A 23,857-nucleotide genomic window follows, 5' to 3' on the forward strand; every position below is an offset into this window, starting at 1 on the left:
AATGCTGTTTTTGCTCATTTCTGTGGTGTTTCTACCTTAAAATTGCTCATACGCTCCAGTTTTTTACATTTTTAGTGCGGTTCTTTCAGTAAAGACAAAGCCTTAGTTAGCTTTTGGCTGACCTAAAAATATTTACATTTATCCCTACCAGTAGGTCGGATAGGTGATCCGCTCTCTTAAAAATTGCGATTCGGGAAATACGGCAAATACGGCTGCCGAAATAAATGATTTTCGAGATTTGAGAACAAAATCTATCATGACCATAGTCTTTGCAGGGGCTGGATTTTCCAAGGCAGAAATTTTGGGCGCATCGAGTATTTAAGATACAAACATCACCCGATAAAGTTCCACACGTAGAATCTCCAGTATTTTTCCCGATAACATATAGAGGCTGCCTCAAATGCGCCCTTCATCAAGGCGATGAGACAGCCTTTTTTCTCAGTTAACTGCCTTCACCATGGTTATTGCGTGAATGATTACGGTTCTTAATTTTTTTTGATCCGCTTAGAGGTTTTGGGCTTGTATTGTGTTGTTGCTTGTTTTTTTCCTTCATTTCCATTTCTCCTTTGTGTCAGGATCTTACCATAGCATTTACCGCAACTTCTGTCTTTATCCCGTTAATCGATTATTCAGTATCATCCCGATGTGATGATGTATGTTTTTCTTTTTTTACTGCAAAGGTCGTACGAATAGTTTCAATCATACCTACTCCATATAATGCATATTGAATTCCGCGAAGTATAGTGTTGTAATTCAAGACGCCTCCCTGGATCCAAGAAAAAACGATTCCTAGACAAATGGCTAAAAGCGGGAGATAACGTTTAGGCAGTCTGAGAGCTCGGCGGATGGCATATAGGACAAAAGCGATTGCAACGTAAATGCCAAACTGGATCGATAAGAAATCATCCATTTTCTTCCGCCCCTTATGAGAATATGGGTGCCCTGTATCGAGCGGCACCCTTATCTTATTTCTATGAATAACGGATAAAGAAGGGACGGGCTATATGTAAAAATGAAACAAATGGTGCAGCTTTTTCATCAATGTTTATGTATTAAACGGAATCGCCTTCGCTTAGAATAGATCCAACCGTCATTTTCACTGTGTATTCATGGACCTTTCTCCTTAACACAATTGCTTTGTCATCATTTTAGTTTGAAACATAGAATCCATTCCAACTGAAAATCTAAAATGCGGGAGCTTTCATTCCTCGGCCCCAGCAAAAAGTCGCAAAATCCGAAAAGACATTACGGACTCTATTACCCTATTGATCAGCCTAATTTCGATAACCCATTATAAATGCACAAGACAAACGGGACACTTTTCACATACCATACACTGAACCTATTCTGAAGGAGTGATGAATGTGGTATATCCGGCATGGGGTTATGGTTTTGGTGGCTGCGGCTGCGGAATGGGATTCGGTGGTTGTGGCTTTGGATACGGCGGTTACGGTTTTGCCTTAATTGTCGTATTGTTCATCTTGTTAATTATTGTAGGCACGGCTTATGTCTACTAATCCAGCACAACATTAAAAAATGATAAAGAGGCCGAATGACATGACGGCCTCTTTTACATTGTGAAAAAAGCGACGTTTTTTCGCCGCAACTTTTTTATATGAGAAAGCGTACACATGCCCAATCTACTTAGATTCGAGACATACCGCTGATCGTTTCAATTCTAAAGATCATTTTGACCTATCTCTCATTACAAAATGGTCAATAGGATACAGATATTGGAAAAATCAACCCTTGAATCGGCCCTGTTTTCCCAATAAATTCAAGCTAAAGACCATTTCAAAAAATTTTCCTGCCTAAAATGGTCTTTAGAACCCCGCTAAAGGCCGTTTTGGTTCGCTTCCTGCTCCAAAATGGCTTTTAGGATACAGATATTGGAAAATCAACCCTTGAATCGGCCCTGTTTTCCCAATAAATTCAAGCTAAAGACCATTTCAAAAAATTTTCCTGCCTAAAATGGTCTTTAGAACCCCGCTAAATACCATTTCGAATCGCTACCTATTCCTAAGTGGTTTTTTGAATACAGATATTGGAAAAACAATCCTCGAATCAGCCATGTTTTTCTAGTAAATTCATGTTAAAGGCCATTTCCAAAAATTTTTCAGCCGAAAACGGCTTTTAGAGCCGTGCTATATACCATATTGGTCACTCACTACTCCAAAATGACTTTTAGGATTCAGATAATGGACCCCCCTCTTATGCTGTCTTAAAAAATTGGGTATAAAAAAAGAGCCAAGAAAACTCTCGGCTCGATTTCAGGCGATTATCTCCCTGATGTTCCCATCGAAGTCCCATGCCAACCGGGTTGGGTCCAGCCGTCCGGCATACCAGGCATTCCGGGTACGCCGTACATACCTGGCATTCCAGGATACCCGTAACCGTGGGGATAAGTACCGGGATAACCGTGTTGCCATCCATAGTGGTGGCCTTGCCAACCGTAGTGACCCATACCACCCATGCCGTCACCCCAGCCACCATGCATGCCCGGATAACCACTAGGCTGTGTTCCAGGCATTCCTTGTCCGTGTTGAGGACCTGTCGTAGGTGTTTGCATCGGCATTTGTCCGCCTTGTTGATGATGCCACCATTGCGGTTGCCCTGTTACTGGTGGGCGCCCGGACGGTTGGGTATACGGCCAAACCCTTTGGTCGTCATCATTAGCGGTCGTTTTATTTGATTCATCAAAAGAAGAATAAGGTTGGTCAAGATCGGGGTTTTGGTTCTGCCAATTTCCTCCATCACTGTTATACATGTCATCAACCTCCTGATATGTCTAAAGCGCCATAACATTTTTTCTCTTACATCAATCCGCGCCTATTGCAACATATTCAGGAAGCGCGCTTCATGAAACCCCAATCGGGCAATCGATCGTTTTATTACAAAAATCGGTCAAAACGCCTAGTTGATAAGGATCCTAATTAATACTTACGCAGCCGATTTCAAAAAATGCGGAAGGCGGATGACCGCTATGAATAAGCCTGCGAGGCCAAACGCGAAAAGAATCACGAGCGACAACCAAATACCGCTTACCCCAGCACCGTGGGCGAAAATATCTTGGAGCCCTTTTTGTGCCCAAAACTGTGGCGTCAGATGACCAATTTTTTGCACTAATGACGGCAGGAGATAGGATGGCACCCAAAGACCGCCGACCATCGCGCCGCCAAGAGCGACCACCTGAGTGATCGCCATCCCTTGATTTTCCCCGCGCACTAATACCGATAACGCCAAACCGATTCCTGAACCGCAGAGACTTAAAGCCAAAATCAATAAACACAAGGCTTTCAGATCCCCGAGATGGAGATGGTAGACAAAATGACCAAACGCAAGAAGCACGGTGCATTGAACGACAACGCCGAGCGCATAGGGAATCCACATGCCGATTAAATATTCAATCGGCTTCATGCCGGTGCTTTGACATCTTGACAATAATCTGGAATCTTTTTCCTTAAAAAAGCGGCGCGTCATCGAAATCATGATATAAAAGACAAACATGACGGTCATCCCGGGTACCACTTGGGTGATGGTATTGATACTTTCGACGGCCGGGGTGATTTTTTTGATGTGAACCGCAGGCTCAAGCGTCTTGGCTATGGCTTCATTCGACTGGCCAAGGGCGTGCAATGTATTCATGATTTTCTGCTTTCGATAATCATCAGCAATCGATTGCAAGATGGCTTCGATGGTTCCGCCTTCGGATTCCATAGCTGGGTCTTGATAAAATTTAATGTGAGCTTGTTTTCCATCTTTTAGTGATGCCTCAAAACCATCATTGACGACTAAAAGAAAGGACAACTGGCCTTTTTTAATTTTATCAATGACATCTGGCAAATCCGATGCTTTTTCATGAACCATTTTGACGCCCTTCACCTGATCAACTTGGTGAATAAAAGCAGATGACATAGATGTGGCATCGTCATCAATATAGTGTATCGTGAGCGAAAAATGGTCTGTTTTTCCGAATATCGATCCGAACATCACAATAAATAAAATGGGCATGATAATCAGGAAAAACAAATTGCCTTTTTCTCTGAGCATCATCTTGATTTCTTTTTTAATAATGGTTTTCATAGGTACATCCTCCTAATCCCGCAGAGCGGTTCCAGTAACCGTTAAGAAAACTTGTTCGAGTGATGGCCTGACAATATCCAATTGTTTGACCTCCCACCTTTGGTTCGAGGCAACCGATAGCAACCATTGCATTAATTCAGGTAAATTTTCCGATTCGAGGATCCAGCCGATGCCTTCGCGGTTTGCGGCTTTTATTAATGGATGTTGCGGGATTTCCTTTAGTCCTGTCACTTCCAAATAAACCGCTTTTCTTCCATAGCGCTCAAGCAGCTCCCCAAGCGGACCATGGGCCATGACCTCACCGTGATCAATGATGGCTGCTTCATCACACAATTGTTCTACTTCTTCCATATAGTGCGTGGAATAAATGACGGTCACGCCCTCCTCTGTGAGCTTGCGAATCATCTCGAAAATGCGGTTTCGCGATTGCGGATCAATGCCGACGGTCGGTTCATCCAAAATCAGTAAACGCGGCCGATGGAGTAAAGCGCAACCGATGTTTATTCGCCGCTTCATGCCGCCGGAAAATGTTTTCACTTTGTCACGTGCACGTTCGGCAAGACCGGTGTCTTCCAAGACTTTTTCTGTTCGTTTTCTTAGCTCACGGCCTTTAACGCCATATAACTCTCCAAAAAACGTTAAGTTTTCCAGCGCCGTAAATTCTTCATATAACGTGATTTCTTGCGGGACATAACCGACGTTTTTCGCAACCACGGATTTATCAAGCAACACGTTTTTCCCTAAAAGACGGGCGGAACCGCTATCTGCCGAAAGGATCCCGGCCAAAATTTTCATCGTTGTCGATTTTCCCGCCCCGTTTGGTCCGAGCAGGCCAAAGCAACTGCCGGTGTTCACTGAGAAGGTAACGTTTTTCAGCGCTTCAAGCTTGCCAAACGTTTTTCTTAAATGATCAACCTCAAGGAGCGTTTCCCTGTTAGGTTGTGGATTTTTTAAGTCCATTTGATTCACTTTTGTCCCCCATTTCCTATAAGGCTAATTTTTTTTCTAATAAACCGCCAAGATAGCGGACAATAAGATAGGTGAACACCCAGCCAATAACCGCCAACCCATAAATATAAAACGGAAAAGGGAACCAGGTAGCGGCGACTTCTCCAGTGAATAGTCTATAAAAGTTTTGCATTTTATTGACATTCCCATAACCCCAATAAAAGAAGCTTCCTGCTCCCATGTATACCACCCATAAAATTGGTGTCACTGGTCGGTATTCGGTATAGACCACAAGAGAAAGAGACATCCCGAGTGCCAAAATAAGCGGACTAAAGATCACGAGCGTAAAAATCCAAGCGAAACCCGTGAGTAAAAATGCTCCTAAGTCCGTAATCGCAAGGTGGCTATCAACGGCGATCATATAAAGCCCATAAACGACCGCTAGCAAATAGACACCAACCAGTACCAACCATGTCTGAAGCAATGAACCTAATAATTTTGCACCGGTGATAAAAGAGCGTGAATACGGCAGCGAGAGCCACCAACCCTGGGTTTCATTATCCCACTCCTTTTTTACCGTGCCGTAGCCGATGAAAAAGATGGCAAAAGGCAACCCGAGAGAGAAAAACCATAGATTTTGAAGGTTAAAGCCTTTCGAGCCGCTAAACATCGTCAAAATGAAGAACCCGAGGAGAATGACAAAAATGATGTGGGCCGCCCACCATTTGCCGGATAATTTTCTTTTGCTCTTCCGCCGATTACCTGACCAATGAAATTCATGGTGGACCAATTTCCAAAAGACATTAGGAGCCATTGGTTATCACGCTCCTTTTATAAAATGACCGGAATACCGTGTGTAGCGAGCCGTGCTGAGCGCGTAATTCTTCAATGTCACCAGACCAAAGTGCTTTTCCTTTATCCATGAGAAGCACGTATTCAAACATCCCTTCGATTTCATGGATTTCGTGCGTGCTGATTAAAATCGTTTGTTCTCGTTCTCCAATAAAATCAATGATCCCATCTATTATATGTTCTCGTGAGATGACATCGATGCCGGAAAATGGCTCATCTAAAACAATGAGCGGGACGCGACGAGCGATACATAGAATGAGCATTAAGCGCGCCTCTTGTCCGCGCGACATGCCTTTGACGGTTAAATGTAAATCGATGTCCATATAGCGAGCCAATTTTACTGCACTTTCAATCTCAAAACCTGGGAAAAAACTCTCGGCCCATTGAAAGGCTTGTCGTACGCTGTGGTTGGGATACCAACGGGCGCGATCAGGCAAATAAGCGATTTCCCGATTCGTCCGCCATCCCGGTGTCTTGCCGAGCACTTCGATGGTGCCGCTGTCGGGTTTGACAAGTCCAGTCATCATCCGAAATAATGTCGATTTGCCGCACCCATTCGGCCCGAGGATGCCAACGATTTTATTTTTTGGTATCGCCAAGTCAAGCCCGGAAAGTGCTTTGTTGTCACCATAGCTTTTAAATAGCGCTTCCCCTTTTACGGCCCAATCCGTCATGGATTTTCTCCTCCTTTGTCGTCATCAAGCAGTTGGTCGATGTACGCGCGCACGTTTTCCCAAGTGAGCCCGAGATTTTTCATTTGCTCGATAAATGTATGTATCTGTTCTTTAGCCACTTCCATGCGAAAAGCTTCCACGCGTTTTGACGAAGAAGTGACGAACGTGCCTTGACCTCTTCTCTTTTCAGTTAATCCGTCACGCTCTAATTCCTGATAAGCGCGCATGACCGTATTGGGATTGATGTGCAGGCCTCGAGCCAGTTCTCTTACGGATGGAATTTTTTCTCCCAAGCCGATTTCCCCCCTCACAATGGCGCTTCGGATCTGATTTAAGATTTGTTCGTAGAGCGGTTGGCTAAAGTCTATTTGAAACGAGATGCCGCTTACTTCCTTCTGATCCATTCTACCTTCCTCCTTCAGAAGGCTGTAAACAAAATGTTTTGTTTACTCTAAGTGTATTATATCACTTAATACACCTAATGCAACTGAGTTAAAAAATTTTTTATGTGATTTACAATTGAAGCCTAAACATTTAAAAATTGGGAAAAAGAAACATATGTTTTCATGATCATTTGCCTATATTTCCGTATATTTTCCCAATAATCTTGATGGTATAGTTATGGTATATTAGAACTAAAGGGAAAATATAAAATATTACGGGAGGGGGGAATGGCTTGCAGAATCAAACGGTAGAATTAGATACTTTGCAGAACTTATACGATGAATGGTTTGAAGTCCGTTTGAAGGATATTGACAAACTTGAGGAAATCAAATCCAAAATCGACAGCATTGTTAAGCATATCAAAGGCTATATCTTCACTCACCCAGAATATTGGCTGATCTCGTTGGGGCATGATGTTATCCTTGAAAACCTTAGTGAAGCTGCGGTTTCTTTGGATCAATTAGAAAAACTAGGGACAGATAAGTTAAACGATAAACAAAAATATTATTACTATTTATTCAAAGCTTGTTATTTATTACTTAAAGGCGAATACAAAATTGCCTTGGATAAATTTCATATTGCGGCTGATAAACTTGTACACGTACCTAATCGAATAGAAAAAGCTGAATTTTTTTAAAACTAGGAACAATTTACTACCATATAAGAAAAACTATCGAATCTATTCATTATATATCAAATGCCTTAAATCTTTTTAAAACTGAAAACGGATACGATAGACGTATCGCAACTTGTGAAATTGCCTTAGGACTAAACAGTGTTAACTTACACCAATGGGAAGAAGCTGAAGAACGTTTTTATAATGCTTTAAATTATGCTAACAAAGATAATTCAATGAGGTCTTTAATTTATCACGATCTTGGTTTGTTATATGCAGAGCAAAATATGTCCAAAGCTGCTATTCACTGGTTAACTGAATCCATTTCCGGAAACTCACCTAACTATAAAACTATTTATTTAATTGCTAGGGAGTACTATAAATTAGGCAAGATAAATGAAGCGGAGAATTGGCTAAAAAAAGGACTAAATATAGCCCAAAAAGAAAATTTACCCACATACCAAATTCGTTTCAATTTACTCAAAGTCTTATATACGGAATCCGATAAAGAAATGACTGAAAAAACATTAAAAGAAGGTATAAACCATTTTCTAAATGAAAATGATTGGAATTATGTTGAAGAATATTCGAAATATCTTGCCGATTACTACGCAGCTAATCAAAAATATCAAGAAGCTGTACAATATTATCAATTAATGATAAAAGCTCAAAATAAAATATCTGAATTGGGGGCGTTAAAATGAAAAAGAAAATTAAATTAACTTTTTTAACTGTTTTGGTTGCGGTAACGATAGGCGTTTTTAGTTTAGGATTTCATCAATACCAAACTAGCCAAGAAGGTCGTATTCCTATGTCTCCAGTGCTATTAGCCCAAGAAGGTCGTATTCCCATGTCTTCAGTACTATTAGCCCAAGAAGGTCGTATTCCTATGTCTCCAGTGCTATTAGCTCAAGAAGGTCGTATTCCTATGTCTTCAGTACTATTAGCCCAAGAAGGTCGTATTCCTATGTAACCAGCATCTTTTATCAAACCTGATTAGCTTAGGAGGAAGCTTAACTGAGAAACCGCACTTCTGCGGTTTCTCTTTTTTTAGCCAGCTGTAGTGGAGCCGGATTCTTCGTACTTGATCTTCATGATGCGGTCGTTGATTTGGGAATAGATCTCTTCAAGCGACTGGACGACGCCTTTATCATCTTTAAAAACGATGTGCTCATGAGAAAAGTGAACGGGGGAATCAATGCCGGCGGCTGCGGCAAGGCGGAACAAGCCTCTTCTTAACGTAATGAGATAATTGGCGACGCGCCATTTCTTCTCATCGATGACGAGCGCTTTCTCCAAGTGTGGATTGGTGGTCGCCACCCCAGTCGGACAAATGTTAGACTGGCATTTTAACGCTTGAATGCAACCGACGGTGATCATGAATCCGCGAGCAATGTTCACCAAATCCGCCCCAAGCGCCAAGGCGACAGCGATTCGATCCGGTGTAATTAATTTCCCGGAAGCAATAATTTTGACGCGGTCGCGCACGCCGAACCGCTTCAATGTGCAATCCAAAATCGGCAACGCCGATTTAATTGGAAGACCGACGGCATCCATCAGTTCCTGATAAGAAGCCCCTGTTCCCCCTTCACCACCGTCTACTGTAATAAAGTCCGGGCCTTTTCCCGTTCGTTTCATTTCTGCAGCCAGTTCGAAAATCGATTCATTACTGCCGACAACAAGTTTAATACCCACGGGTTTGCCCGTGACTTCGCGAATCTTTTCTATAAAGTCAATCATGGAAGCGGCATCGTTAAATTCATGGAAGCGGTTTGGGCTGTCCACCGATTTCCATGGCTCTACCTTGCGAATTTCAGCGATTTCAGGCGTCACTTTTTCACCGTCTACATGTCCTCCGCGCGCCTTTGCCCCTTGCGCAAGCTTTAACTCAAAAGCTTTGATTTGCGGGATCGCCGCTTTCTCCTTTAAAGCCTCCCAACTAATATGTCCTTCTTTATCCCTGACACCGAAGAGACCAGGGCCGATTTGCATGATGATGTCGACATTTCCTTTCAAATGATATGGAGAAAGTCCCCCTTCTCCAGTGTTCATCCACGTTCCTTTCGCTATGCCGAGGCCAAGAGATAAAGCAGTGATGGCATTTTTTCCTAAGGCACCGTAGCTCATCGCGGACATGCCGATAAGACCTTTCGCGACAAAGGGATTCGGTGTGTTCGGGCCGATGACGACGGCATCATCGTCATGAAGCAAATACGCTAGACTCTCATCTTCTACCCGATCTTCTTTACGCATGCCAAACAGACTATCCTTAACCAATAAATATTTATATGTTTTCACTTTTGTTTCGCGATCGAGTTTTAGTTCCTCCATCTGCTTTGGAAATAACGCATTGCGCACATAATACCCTTCTTTATCAAAATCCCTTTTTGAACCGTAAGCTAAAACATCCCGTTTATATTTCGCCGTTTTCACCACATGTTCATATTCATCTCTTGAAAATGGCTTCCCTTCCGTATCGCTGTTAAACCAATATTGACGCATTTCCGGACCAATAGCTTCCAAAAAATAACGCAACTTCCCTAACACTGGGTAATTTCTTAAAACCGGATGACGATCTTGGCGGCGGTCATGAATAAACATCGTCGCAAAAGTGATCAATAGAATTAAAATGATCAAGACGACGACGGTAAAACCGATAATCGTTAAAATATGGGCAAAAGGCATCATTCCACCTCCGCTCTTCAAAATTTAAGACTATTTTATTGTTTCACGGTTGGTGGAATCTATGCACGAAACCTTGAACAGCAAAAACAGCCCGTTCGGCATAATGTATGATTTTAAAAAGCGGGATGGTTGGGACATGCATAGAAAAGAGGGCCGATCATTTTTCGTGGCCCTCCTTGATACATCTTTTACTCTTGAACCGCTTCTCACCCTAAGGTGCCTTGCAATATTTTTACGATTTACCATGCCAAAATTTTCTGTGGCGATCGGAAGTATTTGGCCGCTCTGGGTCTTTCGGCACTTTTCCCGCGTTTTCCAATGTGTACTTTAAAGTAGCTACCGTTCCGACTCCATATAAAGCGTATTTAATACCTGTTAGAAGGACTTCAGCGGTCATCGCCCCCGCTTCAAACCAGGCGTAAAGAATGCCCAGTAAAATGGCGACAAGCGGAATGTAGCGATTGCTAATACGGGTTGCTTCCCGAATGGCATAAAGGACAAAAGCCAAAGCGAGATAGGCACCAAAATCAATGGAGAAAAGCTGTTCCATACCGGTTCCTCACTTTCCGTTTAATTAGGACGAGTCAATGCCAATGTATTCATCGTTTCGGTGAATATGCCTAGTTTTTAACTTCGTGCAAACGTTACCTTCTCCTTCAAAAGTAGTAGTTTTGCCCTATACGAAAGGACATAGGCCTACCCTTTTCATCGGTTGGGTTATTGCCCTATACAATCTGTCACGCCACGCATAAGATGCAGTAATCCCATTCTAAGGAGGTTTTTGCCATGGTAATGCCCTATTACGGTCACTGGGGAGCCAATGCTCCTTACGGCGGTGGTTATGTCGGTGGCTGCGGCTGTTTCAGCCATTGTGGCTATGGATGGTATGGCGTCAATAATTTTGCGCTCATCGTCGTCCTCTTTATCTTGCTGATTATTGTCGGGACGGCATATGTCTATTAAAAGCTAAACATAACCCGCCTAAAATAATAATGAGAAAAGGTTCCGACCATCACCTGTTGATGATTGGAACCTTTTTGTACTTTTTTGGGTTTGCATAAGGGGGTTTTTGGGTGAACCTTTTTATTTGGTAGAAAGCAATGCCCGAAAGACCTCATGATGGTTGAGATAATTCAAAAGATGGCGGCTCATGACACTTGCTCCTTTGGCATTCGGATGGATATCATCGGCCATATAGCCTTTTAAGTAAGCTTCGCGGTATGATGTTCCCAAAGCATCCTGATATGAAATGAGCCCTGTATGATACTGTTTAGAAAAGAGACGTAGTTCATGACTATAGGCTTTGAGCCGGGTTTCATCCCCGCGAATCGCATTTGGAATGGAAAGGATCAGCGTGCAATGCGATTTTAAAAAAGGCGTTAAATACATATCCAGGGAAGCTTTGTAACGGTACGCCGAAAGCCAGTTGCGATCATTCATTCCACCATTAAAAATATATAAATCGGGTTGAAGTGCCTGAATCCATTGAATGAGCGTGCGTTTATTCAAACCAGCATACCATTCCAGCCGGTCACCACCTTGGCCGACGCGGCTGACAATCACCCCGGACGGGTTGTAAAAATACCCGCCAAATAACGTCACCCGCCCACGAATATGACGGATGATGAGAGAATGCCGCGGGGAATGACCAGGCAATGTGATGACGCCCAAGCCCGTTCGGCCATTTGTTTTCACTTTTATAAAATGTCCGCCCGAACCTGCTTCAAAGGAGCCTCCTCCACCTTGTTCTAAATAAAAAAGCTTTGCCATTGTAAAAGAGCGGTTTAAATCCATTTTAATAAAATCTGATTGTCCACGAAGGGTATACAGGCCTTTAAAATCGAAGCTGTAGATTGCCGGTGCCACATCATGAGGCAAATCGTTGATCTCTTTTAAGTTACCACTGAATTCAAGGCGTACGCCCTCTCGTTGAAAATAAAGCGTGTCAAACGGAATATAGCCGGGTCCCCCATCTCCGTATTGTTTTTTCAGTGCTGGAATAAAATCATCCAAATAACGACTTTTATTTGATCCGTATAAACGCCCATTCGTCAGACTGTCAATGCCGGCCAAAATATGAACGGGTTGTTTGGCTTTTTTGGCCTCAGTCCCGTGACCCAAGTTGGCCAGGACCAAAACAATGCCCACCGCTAAGATAGTGGCTAAATACATCCATTTTTTCATTTTGTGTTGCGTCCCCTTCCCCCTTTCCATACGACTCTTTTTTATAATGTACGGTGAAAGGGGCCATCAGTCATTACTTTTTTTCGATCACCCACAAAAATTCCATCCCCATGCGAATTTTATGGACGTACCCCCTTTTAATCCCAAAAAAGTGTTGGCCGTCTCAAACATCCTAAGGAAGGATGAGTGAGGCGGCCTCTCTTTTTCATCAGTTTTTCAAGGATCTCAAATGAGAAGCATATAAACCAAAAACAGCGCTGAAAGAACAAAACGGTAAATGGCAAAAGGTGTGAGTTTAATCCGTTGCAGCAGCTTTAAGAAAAATACAATCGAAAGCATTGCCACGATAAAAGCCGTGATAAAACCCGTCAAAAACAGCGGTAGATCTTTCGGTGATAAGGTATCTAAGCTTTTCAGCAAATCGAGACCGGTCGCCCCGACCATCATCGGAACCGCAAGGATAAAGGAAAATTCCGCCGCTGCCTTGTACCCACAGCCGATTAAAAGCCCTCCGGAAATCGTCGAGCCCGCCCGCGAAAACCCTGGCCATAAAGACAAGCATTGAAAGAGACCAATTTGAAACGCTTGTTTATAAGAGATGTGGTCGATCGTTTCACTCTTTGCATGATTTCCACGCTTGTCTGCAACGATTAGGAGGATGCCGCCCGCAACAAGTCCAACTAAAACCGTTGTCGGTGAAAAGAGCTTGTCTTTAATGAAATCATGGCAGACTAATCCTAAAACGGATGCCGGAATAGCCGCTATGATAATATGTAAAAGATTAAGCGGGTTGCGCTCTCCTTCAATTTTTGCCAGTCCGAACAAACTCAGGAATCTTTTAAAATATAAAACGACGACGGCTAAAATCGAACCGAGCTGAATAAAAATTTCAAACGTCTTCGCTTTATCCCCTGTAAAACCGATTAAATCACCGACCAAAATCAAATGCCCGGTCGATGAAATCGGTGCAAATTCAGTTAGGCCTTCAACGATGCCTTCAATGATCGCTTTGATAATGTCCATAATGTCGCTCCTCTATCAGTTTTCCCTTATACACAATACATGAAATTCCACCATTCGACAACCGTTCGTGACCCCAAAAGAGTTGTCAGCTGCAGACAGATGACGGCAACTGACATAACCTAATCGTGAAAATAACCCTCCTTCTTGAAAAACGCATTTTAACAGATGAATGGAGTACCGGATATGATCAGCGGGAAATGGGGGGATTTTAACGAGATGAGAATATGGAGGCTGATTCATATGGGATCTGACCCCGGATGGTTGAGTCAGCCTCTAATTTTCGTCCTAACAAGAGGTATGTAGACGGATGAGGCGTATCGCAATGGGAATTCATAGCGATCAATATGGCAAATTAAGGCCAAACCAAGTCAACCTCACCATTAAGATGGACTCGCTTTATATAGTAGATTTCAAGAGGCAAGTAAATGGTAAACCGGGTCCAGGCATCATCCGATTCACATATGATTTTACCTTTATGCTTTTCAATGATTTTTTTACAGACATAGAGTCCGATGCCCGTTCCCAATTCTTTCGTCGTAAAAAACGGCTCAAAAATGGTTTCGATTTTATCCTCCGGAATTTTCGGGCCGTTATTGGAAACGCGGATCATCACATATCTTTCTTCTTTTCGGGAGATCACGGATACGCGCCGCGGTTTCGGCCGTTCCTTTAAAGCATCCAAGGAATTAAGCAAAATGTTTTGCAACACTTGTTTCAGCTCGCTCCGATAGGCAAAAAAGTGACAATCGGATTCTATGTTTGTTGTCCATTCGCAATCCAGGTCCACCATTAACGGATAGATAAAATCAAGGATTTCCGTCATGATGGCAGCAAGTGAGACCATCTCTTTATCTTTATCGGCAATATCTTTTTTTGACGTATGCAGAAACTGGGTAATGCGGTAATTTAATTGCTGGAGTTCGTATTCAATGAACTCTAAATACTCGGTATGATGCGGGTCGGATTTAAGAAGTTTCACGAACCCCATCACGCTTGTCAACGGATTGCGAAATTCATGAACAAAACTGGAAGACAGCTGACCAAGGAGAGTCAGTCGGTCTTTATGCGTTTGATTGATCAAGAAAACTTTTTCGGCTAGTTCCTTGTCTTTTATCTCTGAATATTTGGCCACAGAAAAATAGCAAAAGCGGTCAAAGGTCGTAATGAGGTGATCCAACGCTTCACCAATCTCATCCAACGAAAAACCAAATTCTAAAATATAATGAAACAAAACTCTACGACCACAGATGATTTGATAGACAAAGTCGCCGATGTTTCCCTTTCCTTTGGCCCGTTCTTCGGCAAGCTGTTCCGCGAAGGTCTGAAGTGACTCATCAGGAAGCGGTGTGATGATCGAGCTTTTCAGCAATTGGTATAGACATTTTCCGATCGGCTTTAAGGTCGCATCGTCGTTACCATGTTCCCCCATTTTTTTGATCCATGCTGCCATGATTTCTTCTTCTTTTTCATCTAAAAATTGAATGAGCCGTTCGACAGCGAGCGGTGAAGTCACTATCCCCTACCTCCTTTCAAGTTATAATGCCATGACGTTATTTTAAAAACAGCTTGATGCGCTTTAAACCGTTTTTCGCGTTCGGGTACCTGAATGGCAGGTCAAAACGCGTGGTTTGTTTTAAGACACTTTTTTGATGGGAAAAGGTCGCAAAACTAAATTGGCCGTGGTAGGCGCCGATGCCGCTTTCGCCGATGCCCCCAAATGGCAAATAAGGTGTCGTCATGTGATAAATGGTATCGTTGATCGCTCCTCCGCCGAATGACACTCGGTCAACCACGTGGTGTTGGATGTCTCTGTTTTTGGAAAAAAGATAGAAAGCTAGCGGTTTCGGTTTATCGCTAATTTCGCGGAGAATGGCGTTCAAATTTTCATATTCCATAACCGGCAATATCGGCCCAAAAATCTCCTCCTGCATGACCGGATCCGTCCAGGTGACATCCGTTAATACAGTAGGAGCGATAAAGCGCTTGCTGCGGTTCGTTTCGCCTCCAATAAGAATGTGTCCTTCAGATAAATAACCCACAAGTCTGTCAAAATGGCGCTCGTTAATGATTTTTGTCGTATTCTCTTGCGCGATATCGTCTCCATACAGTTCATCGACGGCCGCCTTCAACGCCTCTAAAAAGGCATCTTTCACCGTTTTATGGACATAGACATAATCCGGAGCGACACAGGTCTGGCCTGCGTTCATGAATTTTCCCCAAGCGATACGCTTAGCTGCTAATTCAATAGGGGCATCCTCATGGACAATCGCCGGGCTTTTTCCGCCGAGCTCCAATGTGACGGGAATCAAGCGGCGCGCGGCCTGTTCCATAATGATTTTGCCAACAGCCGTCCCACCGGTAAAGAACACATAGTCCACGTCTTCATTTAACAGTGCTGTGCTCGTCTCAGGCCCTCCTTGGACGACCGCGATGTATTCAGTAGAAAACGCATTTTTGAACATGTCCACTAAACACTTCGCCGTCTGCGGCGCAACTTCCGACGGTTTTAAAATGACGGTATTGCCCGCCGCTACAGCCCCAGCAAGCGGCATGAGTGACAGCTGAACCGGATAATTCCACGGTGAGATAATGAGCGTCACCCCGTAAGGCTCAGGATAAATATAGCCTTTAGTCCCAAAATGCGTGAGCGCTGTTTTGACTTTTTTGGGCTTCATCCAGGATTTCAAATGTTTGATCATAAACCGTATTTCTTTTAAAACAAGACCGATTTCCGTGACATAAGCATCAAACGCCGATTTATTTAAATCAGAAGCCAAGGCTTCCGTTAAGGCGGATTCATGAGCACTTAGCGCCGCATGGAGCGTTTTCAGTGCCTGTATGCGCGTCTCATATTTTTTCGTCTCACCGGTTTTAAAATATCGTTTTTGCGAGCGTACCAGAGCAGTTATTTGTTCCAATGTGATCCTCTCCCCGTTATTTGATCGAAAGTTGTTTGTCCGGATCATTCTTGTGAGCATCGTAAAAGGCAATCATCGAAGCGAGCGTGTCCGCAAAATCCGGGCAGACGATGCCAGCTTCAGCAAGATCTTGTTGGGCGATCGACGCATCGTATTCTGCTTGGCACGTCAAATAATCCAACGCTTCCTTTTCAACGCGCAGCCATTTGCGCACGCTCGGTATGGACAATAACCCTCTGGCGAATGAAAGCGGCATTGTGCCAACCGGTTTTTTATGCAAGTACGCTTCCATCATCATGCGATAAACATCGCGCATCCGGTATGGCTTCGGGTCCGTTAAATGGTACGTTTTCCCGACCGCCTTTTCGGCATGGGCAAGATAAATCGTCCCTTTCAGCACATAATCCACAGGCACAAAATTACCTTCAGCAGCGCTTTCACCGAAATAAGGAATGATGGGGAAATGGCGCATCCGATCCAACAAATTCAACATAAAGTAGGGACCGTCAAACTTAATGGTTTCCCCAGTTTCTGAGTGGCCTTTGACGATCCCAGGTCGAATGATGGTTAACGGTACTTCATCAAAAAGCGTTCTGACCCACTTCTCCGCTTCGAATTTGGTGCTTTCATAATGATTTTTAAAGCTTTGCCCCATATCGAACTCCGTCTCGTAAATACGGCCGACCCGTGTGCCGGAAATATAGGCGGTGCTAAAATAGATATACCTTTTCAGATTTTTCAATGTCATGACCCAATCATTGACATTTTTCGTCCCATTAACATTCACGTTATAAGCTAAGTCGTACGGCACAGCAAGGTCATAGATCGCCGCCAAATGAAAAATATAATTCACTTTATCTTGCAACTCTTCCTGGTATTCAGGAGCAATGCCAAGATTCGGTTGAGTGATGTCCCCCGTTATGACAGTAAAATGGTCTCTGGGGCGGTTAGCATCATGCGCTATTTTTCCAATTTCCTCGTTCGCTTTTTGCGCAAATTGGGGCAAAACAAGTACAAAAACCTTTTCGACTTCTTCGGTTTCCCGGAGGAGTTCTTTAATTAATGCCGTACAAATAAAACCGGGAAAGCCGGTAAAAAAATAATGTGCCATAGGTTTTCCTCCCTTTCCTTACTTATTTTATTAATATATTTTCTCTAATTTCAGAATAATTCCTTGTCATTTTAAAAATTATTAACGCAGAATGTTTACCTGTTTATTGGGGATTTTTCCGCCGCTGAATAAAATTTGGTCCTACCTCATCATTCAAGCGATCGTTTCTAACCATTATAAAAAGACGGACCCTTCTCTTTGCGGGTCCTATTTTCCCGTCCATTTTTCAGAAGGGTCCTTCTCATGACAGCTCGTTTATGTATTGGCTCTCACTGTTTCGAGTGTCCGTCTTCTGGACGTATTCGTCCTCCCAGCCTTTACAGACATCCACCCAGCCAGTCGCTTGAGAAAATAGCTCAAGTTCTGATGGTGTTAATTCAATCGCCGAATGTGTATTTCCGCAAGCAGGGAAGACCGATGAAAAACGCTTAAGCGAAACATCTAAATAAATGCCACAATCGGTTTTTAATCCAAATGGGCAAACCCCGCCAACGACGTGCCCTGTGCGTTCCACGACTTCTTCCGCGGTTAACATGCGGGCTTTAAACCCAAATGTCTGGCGGAATTTTTTATTATCGATTTTCGCATCACCACTCGTGACAACCAAAAGCGTTTGATCGTCTTTTCCCTTGAAAGAAAGCGTTTTGGCGATACGGGCCGGCACAACGCCGATCGTCTCGGCTGCTTCTTCTACTGTAGCGCTTGATGATGTCAATTCCATGATGTCGCCTTCCCGCTGCCATTTCCGAAAATGAGCTTTGACACTTTCCAATGACATGTCTTTCACCTTCTTATCGTTTTCTCGAAATTTTACCATAATTCAGCGTCGATGAAAAAACTTTTTACCATTCTGTCCCGCGGCGCATGATCAAGATGCTCTCTAGATCTACTGAAACAACTCTTGCAAGGAGCTTTGGTACGAAGGAAAAGAGGGAAGCCTTGTTCCTTTTCATTTGCACTGGTAAAAAGTATATTATTTTTACACGCCGGTATAAGAGCAACGGGGGATCTGTCTTTACCCAAAAGGCATGGTGGTTTTCTTTATAGCCTGCTTTTCTATTAAGCACCTCCTTCATCATTGGGTGAAATATGATGACAGTAATGAGTCCCATTGAGTCAGCGATTTTTTTCATTTTACCTATCGTACATGTTAAAATGGGAATACTTAAAAAACGCTTGGACATGCGGAAGGAGATCGGTATGAAAACACTTGTCATCGTTAGCCATCCGGAAATACTTGATTCAGCCAGTCAGCAATTTTTTCTCCACTCAGTGAAAGGCTTTGACGATGTTACCGTGCATCATCTTGAAAGCGCTTATCCGGATGGCCAAATCAACGTCGCTGAGGAACAGGCCTTGCTTAACAGCCATGACCGCATCCTCTTTCAATTCCCTTTTTATTGGTACAGTTCCCCGTATATGTTAAAAAAGTGGCAGGATGAAGTCCTTCTTGAGGGCTTCGCTTACGGTGAAGGTCGACGAGCGCTTTACGGAAAAGAATTTGGTTTGATCATCATGATCGGCATTAACGAGCGAGAGTACCAAGCCGGCGGTAGCGAACGCTTTAGCATTAATGAATTAACAAAACCTTTTCAAGCCATGGCTCATAAAACAGGGATGACCTACCTTCGTCCGCTCGCCGTGTTTCAATTTGGTTACATGGATGATGAAGAAAAGACAGAAACCTTAATTAAATATTGGCAGTTATTAACGATGAAAAATGATCACAGCTTAGAAACCCGGGAAGAATGGTTGATAAACCGATTGCAAAAAGCGATGACCGGGAATTCGGATGCAGAACTCACACAGCGCATTCGCTTTGCCATCCAAGTGATTGAAGAAAATCGTCAAACGATTGATGGGCTAAAAATGGTATTGGAAGATATACGGCGCCCTTAAAACTCATACCGCATCGTCGTACGCGGAGGCTCATTTGACGAAAAAACTTTGGGCAACCCTTACCTATTTTTATAGGAAGCATATCGGAGGAATGAACATGGAAAAAGAAAAAGAAGAATGGATTCTTTCGGAATTGGAGCGCACCTTGGAGAAAACGGCGGATGAGACACTGCGCGTCTTAATAAAAGCTGCTCAAGGCATTATCAAGGAACAGAGCAGGCGAATGGAACAGATGGAAGCGGAAATCGACGGTACCCTATGGAGTCCGAGACGCTGGGGAGAGTAACATCCCGTGACAATGATAAGGGTGTCTCAAATGCGGACACCCTCTTTTTATTTAGCCGCGTTTTGGCAATCACCAGCACGTTCAACGTGGTATTGAAATCCGTATAAAGACAGTGCCCGACATAAATCAATAAAGAAATATTGCCATTTTGAAATCCGCACAAGTTTGAATACTTTCCATCGCGTCGCCCATTCAACCCCACCCCCGAAAATAAAAGCAATCTGAAGCAAACAATTGGTGAGCAAATACAATGGTAATTTTCCGAAAGTCCACCTCAGCACCCAGAGACTCGTCACAAAATAAGGCCCTAAGTTAAAGAAATTCATACTCCTAAACGGCGGAATGCCTTTATAAAAACGCCACCATTGCATTTTTTCCCCGAATAAATGTATGGCTTTGGTCAGTGTGCAGATGAATATAGCGCTCAACCCAAACTTCCGAAACGTGTGCTTTCCAAGGAGCGGGGCGGAAAGCCACGGCAAGATCATTAACAATAACAAAAAGGTTTTCCGGTTTTTCATGTCGACACCTCCACCCCTTAGGTTATGTTTCTTTACCAAATTTTACTCGCTAACGGATCGTTTCTGCGAGCTGTTTTCGGTTGATGACAACAGCTATCGTCATGTATTTTCCGGATAAGCGTTACTTATCCAACAGTCCATACTCTTGGAGCACCCTTTCAAATCGCGAGTAATTGTCATTAAATGGCATATCAAACTGTTTGTTTTTTCCAGTTTTAAGTTGAACCGTAATCATGGCATCGGAGTTATAAATCGTATTGGGAACGACCTCGACTTTCATGATATCTTCCTTGAGCGCCTCTAAAGCATCATGAATTTGATCCGCTTCCGTAATCAGTCCCTTCTTGACGTCGGAGTCATTGGGTGTGATCTTAATTTCCGCTACTTGTTCCGGTCGGATGTTAAGTACCCCAAATTCGCTTTCCTTATATTCCTTGGAATTATATATTCTTCTTAAATAAGCCGCATAAGGATTACCGTCAGGAAGATGGTATTCCCGAATGACGCGATGACCATTTTTTAACTCATAAGCAATAAAGACCGTTTCTGGATAAATATCCTTATTCGTTAATTTAGACTTATTTTTTATGATTTCCTTATGGAGTTCACGGATCGTTTCAATATTTTTCGATTCATAAAGATACGGTTCCGCATATTGAGATGGCCCGTCGGCAATAAAAGGAGCATTCGCCTTTAGTTTTTGTAAATAAGCAAATGAATTCGAAGAAAAATACACGCGTTTGATATCTTTTAAGTCAGGCACGCGATGCTGAAAACCGGTAATATCTGCCTGTGCTAGCAGGATCAGAATGGTCGCTGCCGCGGCGAACCAAAGGTACCCTTTAATATGAGTGAAAACCCGCCACGACTTTTGCAAAACCATTTCTGCAATAAAATAACCAATTAAAGAGCCTGTGAGGTACCCGATGAACACCCAAACCAAATTGTTACCGACACTGCCAAAATAGGCTCCTCCAAGTAACATGGAACAAAAGGTCACGCCATACTTAAAGATCGGCCGTAATTGGCGAAAAATAATTGCCTGGGAGACAGCTTCTAAAGGGCGCTTTTTATATAACCATAAGCTCAAACTCAAAAATAGTATCACAAAAGCTAAATAAACGATAATTTTTTCCCACTGGAGAGTATTTTTATCATATGCAAGATTTAAGGCCGCATCTGTCAACGGCGAAAGCGACATCAACGTGTTCTCATTATAGTAATCTGGTAAAAGCCCAAATAGAAAGAAACGAAGATTCACAAAGATTAAATCCATGATCCCTGTGGGAAATAACAATAAAATGTATGTCAGGACTGCTTGGGCACTGGACATTCCCGAAAGGAAAGCGACAAAGACACCCGCGGCAAAAATAAGTAGCTCAAATGTCCCCGTCACCGTTACCCAATAGCCAACATCTTTATATCGGTAAAAGAAGTTCATCTCAGAAAGTGCCGTACGCATTAAAAGCAGTATGGCACCATTTAATAATAGCGGTAAGAGAATGTAGGCGACCCCTATGGTAGTAAAGTGTGCATAAAGCGTCCCCCGCCTTATGGGCAAACTATGAAAAAAATTACAAGCGGTTCGATGGTGTAAATACCGAAACAACACCATTGAAAGCAATACCGGAAAGCCGATCATTAAGACAAATTGAACATCAAAATATTCCGAAAACAAGTTATGATAATGGGCAAAATCACTAGGAGAATGTCCGATCGCCTGACGATGTTCCCAGGCAAAAAAAACTTGTAGCGGAACGGAAAATAACAACACCAAAAAATTGACGATCGCTAACCAACCCGTTTGCCGGATGTTTAGGTTAAGTAGCGCTTTATGATAACGGAATGGTTTCAATGGCATAACCCACTTCCCCCATTTCATAAATAAAAATTTCTTCCAATGTCAGCGGTAAAACATCCAATATCACCGGCTGCCATTTCCTGAATTCGATGAGAATATCCTCGACATCCCCGCGCACGATGCATAGCAAGACGCTGCCCCGCTCCTCTTTATATAAAAGGTCGACCGAACGGAATAAATCCTCAGGAAGTCCGTCTTTAAAAGCTGCTTGTACTTTATGTATTTCCGACTTCACATCATCGAGTTCCCTATCTAATACTAATTGGCCAGCATGCAACATGCCGATATGGTCGCAAAAGTCTTCGATTTCTCTGAGGTTGTGAGAGGAAATCAGGATAGTGACTTCGCGTTCAGCGACATCGTGCAACAGCAAGCTTTTTATTTTTTTGCGCATGACCGGATCCAATCCGTCAAACGGTTCATCCAAAATAAAGACATCCGCCATGGTTGATAGCAATAACCAAAAGGCGACCTGCCGTTTGGTGCCTTTGGATAATTTATGAATTTTCTTGCGGGGATCCAAACGAAACACCTCATGCAATGCATGAAATCGCTCATCACTCCACGTGGGATAAATCTGTTTATAAAATTGTGCCATCTGTTGGATGGTATATTGTGAAAAGAAATAGAGGGCATCTGGCATGAAAACGAACCGTTCTTGAATGGCTGGATTTTCAAACACGGGCTGACTGGAAATGGTAACTTGCCCTCGCTCCGGTTGGTAAACCCCTGCGATCGTTTTCAGCAATGTCGTTTTTCCAGCCCCGTTTGTACCTAGAAGCCCGTAAATGGAACCTTTTTTTACGGTAAACGAGACATCTTTTAATACATCTCCCTCATCAAAACGCTTCCAAAGATTTTTTGCCTCAATCATCATGCTCCCCTCCGTTTATCTTTTGATCCAGTTCTTTCAAGAGTTGATAGAGCTCATTGAATGTTAATCCGAGATATAATCCTTCGGCCATTAAACGGGTGAGTTCACTTTTAATCTTCCTTCTTTTTTCCGCCTTCTCGATGTCAGGAACGCTGTTTACGTAACTGCCTTTTCCTTTAATGGAGTAAATATATCCTTGCGTTTCTAACTCACGATAGGCTTTTTGGATGGTGTTTGGATTAATGGTCAACTGTTCAGCCAAAGCTCTGACGGAAGGCAGTTGTTCATCCTTTTTCCAAACATCATTAATAATGAGGGTTTTAATTTTCTCGACCAGTTGTTCATAAATCGGCTTACGGCTTCGCCAATCTAAATCAAACATAAACGCCCTCCCGTTCTTAAACCGTACCAACTGTACTATTATTCATAGTACAGTATTATTTTATAAAAAATCGTCAAAAAAAGGAAGTGATATTTGCAAAAACTTTTCGACATTTATTCGTATTTAATATCAATGGGGCAGGTTTTTTAATCCAATACTAAAAAGCCTGAAGAATTCATCCCTCAGGCATTTTTAAAAAAATAAAAAACGCACTTCCTCGGAGACAATCTCTCGAAAAAGCACGTTACTCAAAGATTATGTATGGTGACCTGCACAGGACTTGAACCTGTGACCCCTACCCTGTCAAGGTAGGAAAGGAGTATTTTTAAATTTCCTATGGTCACCGTATATGCCTTAAAATAAGGATTTTTGCTTACTTTCATATCCTAAAGTATCCTCCTGCAACCCTATTTTCGTTACCTTTCGTTACTTTTTTGTTACTTTTTTTGGCTTGTTTTTAACCTTTAAATAATGCTTTTTTTTAAAAAAGAAAACT

General features: G+C 42.8%; 27 protein-coding genes. 7 read left to right on the top strand and 20 right to left on the bottom strand.

Going from position 1 to position 23,857, the window contains the following annotated elements; translation table 11 throughout:
* Positions 1 to 442: 442 nt before the first annotated feature.
* Positions 443 to 559 (bottom strand): small acid-soluble spore protein P, encoded by a 117-nt coding sequence (locus H532_RS20985; protein ID WP_081412448.1) that lies wholly within the window; start codon positions 557 to 559, stop codon positions 443 to 445.
* A 66-nt stretch (positions 560 to 625) separates the two neighbouring features.
* Positions 626 to 910 carry a hypothetical protein gene (locus tag H532_RS0111715; protein ID WP_027725642.1) on the bottom strand — a complete coding sequence of 95 codons (285 nt, stop codon included), beginning with the start codon at positions 908 to 910 and terminating at the stop codon, positions 626 to 628.
* A gap of 502 nt (positions 911 to 1,412) precedes the next feature.
* Here H532_RS0111715 and H532_RS19945 point away from each other — a divergent pair.
* Positions 1,413 to 1,517: a YjcZ family sporulation protein gene (locus H532_RS19945; protein WP_155995045.1), complete on the top strand. Its 105-nt coding sequence runs from the start codon at positions 1,413 to 1,415 to the stop codon at positions 1,515 to 1,517.
* A gap of 761 nt (positions 1,518 to 2,278) precedes the next feature.
* Here the strand turns inward: H532_RS19945 and H532_RS20710 are convergent.
* The 6 genes from H532_RS20710 to H532_RS0111750 form a co-directional block, all read right to left on the bottom strand.
* Positions 2,279 to 2,767, bottom strand: coding sequence for a hypothetical protein (locus H532_RS20710; protein ID WP_051263289.1), 489 nt, complete (start codon positions 2,765 to 2,767; stop codon positions 2,279 to 2,281).
* A gap of 173 nt (positions 2,768 to 2,940) precedes the next feature.
* Positions 2,941 to 4,083 (bottom strand): ABC transporter permease, encoded by a 1,143-nt coding sequence (locus H532_RS0111730; protein WP_027725643.1) that lies wholly within the window; start codon positions 4,081 to 4,083, stop codon positions 2,941 to 2,943.
* Between the two features lie 12 nt (positions 4,084 to 4,095).
* On the bottom strand, positions 4,096 to 5,043 hold the full coding sequence (locus tag H532_RS18700) for an ABC transporter ATP-binding protein (protein ID WP_051263293.1): 948 nt from the start codon (positions 5,041 to 5,043) through the stop codon (positions 4,096 to 4,098).
* A 25-nt stretch (positions 5,044 to 5,068) separates the two neighbouring features.
* Entirely contained in the window at positions 5,069 to 5,845 is a 777-nt protein-coding gene (locus tag H532_RS0111740) for an ABC-2 transporter permease (protein ID WP_027725644.1), read from the bottom strand.
* On the bottom strand, positions 5,835 to 6,557 hold the full coding sequence (locus tag H532_RS0111745; protein ID WP_027725645.1) for an ABC transporter ATP-binding protein: 723 nt from the start codon (positions 6,555 to 6,557) through the stop codon (positions 5,835 to 5,837). Before H532_RS0111745 ends, H532_RS0111740 begins: the two co-directional genes overlap by 11 nt.
* Positions 6,554 to 6,961, bottom strand: a complete 408-nt coding sequence (locus H532_RS0111750; protein ID WP_027725646.1) for a GntR family transcriptional regulator — start codon at positions 6,959 to 6,961, stop codon at positions 6,554 to 6,556. Before H532_RS0111750 ends, H532_RS0111745 begins: the two co-directional genes overlap by 4 nt.
* 272 nt (positions 6,962 to 7,233) lie before the next feature.
* Between H532_RS0111750 and H532_RS0111755 the strand changes: the two genes are divergently transcribed.
* The 3 genes from H532_RS0111755 (at position 7,234) to H532_RS0111765 (ending at position 8,590) form a co-directional block, all read left to right on the top strand.
* Entirely contained in the window at positions 7,234 to 7,638 is a 405-nt protein-coding gene (locus H532_RS0111755; protein ID WP_027725647.1) for a hypothetical protein, read from the top strand.
* Between the two features lie 119 nt (positions 7,639 to 7,757).
* Positions 7,758 to 8,321: a tetratricopeptide repeat protein gene (locus H532_RS0111760; RefSeq protein WP_245566462.1), complete on the top strand. Its 564-nt coding sequence runs from the start codon at positions 7,758 to 7,760 to the stop codon at positions 8,319 to 8,321.
* Positions 8,318 to 8,590 carry a hypothetical protein gene (locus tag H532_RS0111765; protein WP_027725649.1) on the top strand — a complete coding sequence of 91 codons (273 nt, stop codon included), beginning with the start codon at positions 8,318 to 8,320 and terminating at the stop codon, positions 8,588 to 8,590. The genes H532_RS0111760 and H532_RS0111765 overlap by 4 nt, the downstream gene beginning before the upstream one ends.
* Before the next feature lie 77 nt (positions 8,591 to 8,667).
* Here H532_RS0111765 and H532_RS18705 read toward each other — a convergent pair whose 3' ends face one another.
* Complete coding sequence (locus tag H532_RS18705) at positions 8,668 to 10,302, bottom strand: FMN-binding glutamate synthase family protein (protein ID WP_051263290.1); 1,635 nt, start codon at positions 10,300 to 10,302, stop codon at positions 8,668 to 8,670.
* 232 nt (positions 10,303 to 10,534) lie between these two features.
* A complete protein-coding gene (locus H532_RS18710; RefSeq protein WP_051263291.1) occupies positions 10,535 to 10,852 on the bottom strand; it encodes a hypothetical protein in 318 nt (105 codons plus the stop codon).
* 242 nt (positions 10,853 to 11,094) lie between these two features.
* On the opposite strand from H532_RS18710, the gene H532_RS19955 reads away from it, so the two are divergent.
* A complete protein-coding gene (locus H532_RS19955; RefSeq protein ID WP_081412451.1) occupies positions 11,095 to 11,265 on the top strand; it encodes a YjcZ family sporulation protein in 171 nt (56 codons plus the stop codon).
* Positions 11,266 to 11,385: 120 nt separating this feature from the next.
* On the opposite strand, the gene H532_RS0111790 is transcribed toward H532_RS19955, so the two are convergent.
* The 6 genes from H532_RS0111790 to H532_RS0111820 all read right to left on the bottom strand — a co-directional run bounded on the left by H532_RS0111790 (position 11,386) and on the right by H532_RS0111820 (position 18,316).
* Positions 11,386 to 12,486, bottom strand: coding sequence for an SGNH/GDSL hydrolase family protein (locus tag H532_RS0111790; RefSeq protein WP_027725650.1), 1,101 nt, complete (start codon positions 12,484 to 12,486; stop codon positions 11,386 to 11,388).
* 225 nt (positions 12,487 to 12,711) lie between these two features.
* Complete coding sequence (gene bacA / locus H532_RS0111795; RefSeq protein WP_027725651.1) at positions 12,712 to 13,512, bottom strand: undecaprenyl-diphosphate phosphatase; 801 nt, start codon at positions 13,510 to 13,512, stop codon at positions 12,712 to 12,714.
* Positions 13,513 to 13,861: 349 nt separating this feature from the next.
* Positions 13,862 to 15,022, bottom strand: a complete 1,161-nt coding sequence (locus H532_RS18715) for an ATP-binding protein (RefSeq protein WP_051263292.1) — start codon at positions 15,020 to 15,022, stop codon at positions 13,862 to 13,864.
* A gap of 37 nt (positions 15,023 to 15,059) precedes the next feature.
* Positions 15,060 to 16,427: an aldehyde dehydrogenase gene (locus tag H532_RS0111810; protein ID WP_027725652.1), complete on the bottom strand. Its 1,368-nt coding sequence runs from the start codon at positions 16,425 to 16,427 to the stop codon at positions 15,060 to 15,062.
* 16 nt (positions 16,428 to 16,443) lie between these two features.
* Complete coding sequence (locus H532_RS0111815) at positions 16,444 to 17,538, bottom strand: SDR family oxidoreductase (protein WP_027725653.1); 1,095 nt, start codon at positions 17,536 to 17,538, stop codon at positions 16,444 to 16,446.
* A gap of 241 nt (positions 17,539 to 17,779) precedes the next feature.
* Positions 17,780 to 18,316 carry a YbaK/EbsC family protein gene (locus H532_RS0111820; protein ID WP_027725654.1) on the bottom strand — a complete coding sequence of 179 codons (537 nt, stop codon included), beginning with the start codon at positions 18,314 to 18,316 and terminating at the stop codon, positions 17,780 to 17,782.
* A 422-nt stretch (positions 18,317 to 18,738) separates the two neighbouring features.
* On the opposite strand from H532_RS0111820, the gene H532_RS0111830 reads away from it, so the two are divergent.
* Together H532_RS0111830 and H532_RS0111835 are read left to right on the top strand one after the other, a co-directional pair.
* Entirely contained in the window at positions 18,739 to 19,437 is a 699-nt protein-coding gene (locus tag H532_RS0111830) for an NAD(P)H-dependent oxidoreductase (RefSeq protein ID WP_027725656.1), read from the top strand.
* 97 nt (positions 19,438 to 19,534) lie between these two features.
* Positions 19,535 to 19,723 (top strand): hypothetical protein, encoded by a 189-nt coding sequence (locus H532_RS0111835; RefSeq protein WP_027725657.1) that lies wholly within the window; start codon positions 19,535 to 19,537, stop codon positions 19,721 to 19,723.
* Between the two features lie 47 nt (positions 19,724 to 19,770).
* On the opposite strand, the gene H532_RS0111840 is transcribed toward H532_RS0111835, so the two are convergent.
* The 4 genes from H532_RS0111840 to H532_RS0111855 form a co-directional block, all read right to left on the bottom strand.
* Positions 19,771 to 20,244 (bottom strand): hypothetical protein, encoded by a 474-nt coding sequence (locus H532_RS0111840; protein WP_027725658.1) that lies wholly within the window; start codon positions 20,242 to 20,244, stop codon positions 19,771 to 19,773.
* Between the two features lie 121 nt (positions 20,245 to 20,365).
* Entirely contained in the window at positions 20,366 to 22,105 is a 1,740-nt protein-coding gene (locus H532_RS0111845; RefSeq protein WP_027725659.1) for a DUF6449 domain-containing protein, read from the bottom strand.
* On the bottom strand, positions 22,077 to 22,979 hold the full coding sequence (locus H532_RS0111850) for an ABC transporter ATP-binding protein (RefSeq protein WP_027725660.1): 903 nt from the start codon (positions 22,977 to 22,979) through the stop codon (positions 22,077 to 22,079). Before H532_RS0111850 ends, H532_RS0111845 begins: the two co-directional genes overlap by 29 nt.
* Positions 22,972 to 23,361: a GntR family transcriptional regulator gene (locus tag H532_RS0111855; RefSeq protein WP_027725661.1), complete on the bottom strand. Its 390-nt coding sequence runs from the start codon at positions 23,359 to 23,361 to the stop codon at positions 22,972 to 22,974. Before H532_RS0111855 ends, H532_RS0111850 begins: the two co-directional genes overlap by 8 nt.
* Between the last annotated feature and the right edge of the window lie 496 nt (positions 23,362 to 23,857).

The sequence above is a fragment of the Tuberibacillus calidus DSM 17572 genome (genome assembly GCF_000430685.1).
GTDB classification, from domain to species: domain Bacteria; phylum Bacillota; class Bacilli; order Bacillales; family Sporolactobacillaceae; genus Tuberibacillus; species Tuberibacillus calidus.

Coding starts and splice junctions, on each gene's coding strand:
- H532_RS20985 (WP_081412448.1), bottom strand. CDS start 559: ATGGAAATGAAGGAAAAAAACAAGCAACAACACAATACAAGCCCAAAA.
- H532_RS0111715 (WP_027725642.1), bottom strand. CDS start 910: ATGGATGATTTCTTATCGATCCAGTTTGGCATTTACGTTGCAATCGCT.
- H532_RS19945 (WP_155995045.1), top strand. CDS start 1,413: ATGGGATTCGGTGGTTGTGGCTTTGGATACGGCGGTTACGGTTTTGCC.
- H532_RS20710 (WP_051263289.1), bottom strand. CDS start 2,767: ATGTATAACAGTGATGGAGGAAATTGGCAGAACCAAAACCCCGATCTT.
- H532_RS0111730 (WP_027725643.1), bottom strand. CDS start 4,083: ATGAAAACCATTATTAAAAAAGAAATCAAGATGATGCTCAGAGAAAAA.
- H532_RS18700 (WP_051263293.1), bottom strand. CDS start 5,043: ATGGACTTAAAAAATCCACAACCTAACAGGGAAACGCTCCTTGAGGTT.
- H532_RS0111740 (WP_027725644.1), bottom strand. CDS start 5,845: ATGGCTCCTAATGTCTTTTGGAAATTGGTCCACCATGAATTTCATTGG.
- H532_RS0111745 (WP_027725645.1), bottom strand. CDS start 6,557: ATGACGGATTGGGCCGTAAAAGGGGAAGCGCTATTTAAAAGCTATGGT.
- H532_RS0111750 (WP_027725646.1), bottom strand. CDS start 6,961: ATGGATCAGAAGGAAGTAAGCGGCATCTCGTTTCAAATAGACTTTAGC.
- H532_RS0111765 (WP_027725649.1), top strand. CDS start 8,318: ATGAAAAAGAAAATTAAATTAACTTTTTTAACTGTTTTGGTTGCGGTA.
- H532_RS18705 (WP_051263290.1), bottom strand. CDS start 10,302: ATGCCTTTTGCCCATATTTTAACGATTATCGGTTTTACCGTCGTCGTC.
- H532_RS18710 (WP_051263291.1), bottom strand. CDS start 10,852: ATGGAACAGCTTTTCTCCATTGATTTTGGTGCCTATCTCGCTTTGGCT.
- H532_RS19955 (WP_081412451.1), top strand. CDS start 11,095: ATGCCCTATTACGGTCACTGGGGAGCCAATGCTCCTTACGGCGGTGGT.
- H532_RS0111790 (WP_027725650.1), bottom strand. CDS start 12,486: ATGAAAAAATGGATGTATTTAGCCACTATCTTAGCGGTGGGCATTGTT.
- H532_RS0111815 (WP_027725653.1), bottom strand. CDS start 17,538: ATGGCACATTATTTTTTTACCGGCTTTCCCGGTTTTATTTGTACGGCA.
- H532_RS0111820 (WP_027725654.1), bottom strand. CDS start 18,316: ATGTCATTGGAAAGTGTCAAAGCTCATTTTCGGAAATGGCAGCGGGAA.
- H532_RS0111830 (WP_027725656.1), top strand. CDS start 18,739: ATGAAAACACTTGTCATCGTTAGCCATCCGGAAATACTTGATTCAGCC.
- H532_RS0111835 (WP_027725657.1), top strand. CDS start 19,535: ATGGAAAAAGAAAAAGAAGAATGGATTCTTTCGGAATTGGAGCGCACC.
- H532_RS0111840 (WP_027725658.1), bottom strand. CDS start 20,244: ATGAAAAACCGGAAAACCTTTTTGTTATTGTTAATGATCTTGCCGTGG.
- H532_RS0111845 (WP_027725659.1), bottom strand. CDS start 22,105: ATGCCATTGAAACCATTCCGTTATCATAAAGCGCTACTTAACCTAAAC.
- H532_RS0111850 (WP_027725660.1), bottom strand. CDS start 22,979: ATGATTGAGGCAAAAAATCTTTGGAAGCGTTTTGATGAGGGAGATGTA.
- H532_RS0111855 (WP_027725661.1), bottom strand. CDS start 23,361: ATGTTTGATTTAGATTGGCGAAGCCGTAAGCCGATTTATGAACAACTG.